Raw genomic sequence first — 1,729 nt, 5'->3', positions numbered from 1 at the left:
TTGTGATCCGCGCCCCACCTGGCTTTTGTGTACCGCCATCGGCGGGTAAGGTTAGGTTAGCCTCACCGAGTAATCGGGAGTGCACCGCCTGTCCATTCCCGAACTGATCCCCGCCGGGGAGGTGAACCGCGTGTACGTCTGCTCTTGCTTCGGTGTCACCGAACAGCAGGTCAAGGAACACGCGGACGCCGGTGCCTGCACCCCGCGCCAGATCGCTTCGGCCAGCAAGGCGGGCACCGACTGCGGCTCCTGCGTCCGGAGCATCCAGGCGCTGCTCGGACGTGGCGCGTGCCCCCGACGGGAGCTCCTCGACCAGGGCAAGCCCGCCGCCGTACTGGCAGCGGCTCCCGAGCGCGCGAAGGACCTGGAAGAGGCGGCCTAGGACTCCTGGCCGCCCCGGCCTCGTGGACTCCTGGCGCTAGCTCGGCTGCTCGATCAGCTGGGCGAGGTAGAGCGGCTCGCCGAGTTTCTCGATCAGCTCCAGCTGGGTGTCGAGATAGTCGATGTGGTGCTCCTCGTCCTCCAGGATCGACTCGAAGATGTTCGCCGACGTGACGTCTCCCTTGCCACGCATGACCTCGATCCCGCGCTTCAGGCGGTCGATCGCCTCGACCTCGATCTGCCGGTCGGCGTTGAACATCTCGGTGACCGTCTGGCCGACCCGGACGTGGAACAGCCGCTGGTAGTTCGGCAGGCCGTCCAGGAACAGGATCCGGTCGGTGAGCACCTCCGCGTGCTTCATCTCGTCGAACGACTCGGACCGGGTGTACTTCGCGAGCTTCACCCAGCCGAAGTTCTCCTGCATCTTCGCGTGCAGGAAGTACTGGTTGATGGCGGTGAGCTCAGCGGTCAGCTGCTCATTCAGAAATTCGAGGACCTCGGGGTCGCCCTGCATCGCAGAGGCTCCTTCCAAGCGCGTAACTGGGGCAGGTGCGCGCATCTTTGCACCGGCGCCGAGGGGCGTCCAGTAAGTGCATGCTTAGTAGGAGTTGCCCGAATCGGTGCAGACCTGGTCACGTCCACCCCTCGGGGTCTGTCAGGATGGAGCCATGGGTCAGCCGGATAGCCGTGAAACGGAGAGATCGGAGCTTCCGCCGGGGCAGCGGCTGCAGCGGGGCTGGCCGGTCACACACTATGGGCCAGTGCCCAAGTTCCGCCCGGAACGCTGGGAGTTCAGGGTCTTCGGCGCCACCGCCGACGGGGGCAAGCACTGTTGGACGCATGAGGAGTTCTCGGCCCTGCCGTACGCCACGGTCGTCTCCGATCTGCACTGCGTCACGAAGTTCTCGATGCTGGGCGCCGAATGGGGTGGGGTGTCGGCCCGTACGCTGCTCGAACTGGCCCCTCCCGCGCCCGATGTCACCCATGTGATGGTCTGGGCCGAGTACGGCTTCAGCTCGAATCTGCGGCTGTCCGACTTCGACTCCGAGCGGACGATCTTCGCCACCCACCGGGACGGTGAACCGCTCACCGCGGAGCACGGCTTTCCGCTCCGGCTCGTGGTGCCGCATCTGTACGCCTGGAAGGGACCCAAGTGGGTGCGCGGCGTCGAGTACATGACGGCCGACCGGCGCGGCTTCTGGGAGGAGCGGGGGTACCACAACATCGGCGACCCCTGGCGCGAACAGCGCTACTCGTACCAGGAGGAGCCGGGCGACGGTCCGGAGCTCTGAGACCTGTCCTTGAACGGCCTCGGGGACGTACGGGTGCTTTCCCGTACGTCCCCGAG

At 66.2% G+C, this 1,729-nt stretch carries 3 protein-coding genes; 2 read left to right on the top strand and 1 reads right to left on the bottom strand.

Going from position 1 to position 1,729, the window contains the following annotated elements:
• The first annotated feature begins 121 nt into the window (after window positions 1-121).
• Window positions 122-382, top strand: coding sequence for a bacterioferritin-associated ferredoxin (locus tag U9R90_RS36000; RefSeq protein WP_411061685.1), 261 nt, complete (start codon window positions 122-124; stop codon window positions 380-382).
• A gap of 36 nt (window positions 383-418) precedes the next feature.
• Here U9R90_RS36000 and bfr read toward each other — a convergent pair whose 3' ends face one another.
• Window positions 419-895, bottom strand: a complete 477-nt coding sequence (gene bfr, locus U9R90_RS35995; RefSeq protein ID WP_411061683.1) for a bacterioferritin — start codon at window positions 893-895, stop codon at window positions 419-421.
• A gap of 154 nt (window positions 896-1,049) precedes the next feature.
• Here bfr and U9R90_RS35990 point away from each other — a divergent pair, with 154 nt between their 5' ends.
• Window positions 1,050-1,673, top strand: coding sequence for a sulfite oxidase-like oxidoreductase (locus U9R90_RS35990; RefSeq protein WP_411061682.1), 624 nt, complete (start codon window positions 1,050-1,052; stop codon window positions 1,671-1,673).
• The last annotated feature ends 56 nt before the right edge of the window (window positions 1,674-1,729 follow it).

The sequence above is a fragment of the Streptomyces sp. E11-3 genome (genome assembly GCF_046540415.1).
Classification (GTDB): domain Bacteria; phylum Actinomycetota; class Actinomycetes; order Streptomycetales; family Streptomycetaceae; genus Streptomyces.
The sequence above is the reverse complement of the archived record's forward strand: the minus strand, read 5'-3'. Positions and strand labels throughout refer to the sequence as shown.

Coding starts and splice junctions, on each gene's coding strand:
- U9R90_RS35990 (WP_411061682.1), top strand. CDS start 1,050: ATGGGTCAGCCGGATAGCCGTGAAACGGAGAGATCGGAGCTTCCGCCG.
- bfr (WP_411061683.1), bottom strand. CDS start 895: ATGCAGGGCGACCCCGAGGTCCTCGAATTTCTGAATGAGCAGCTGACC.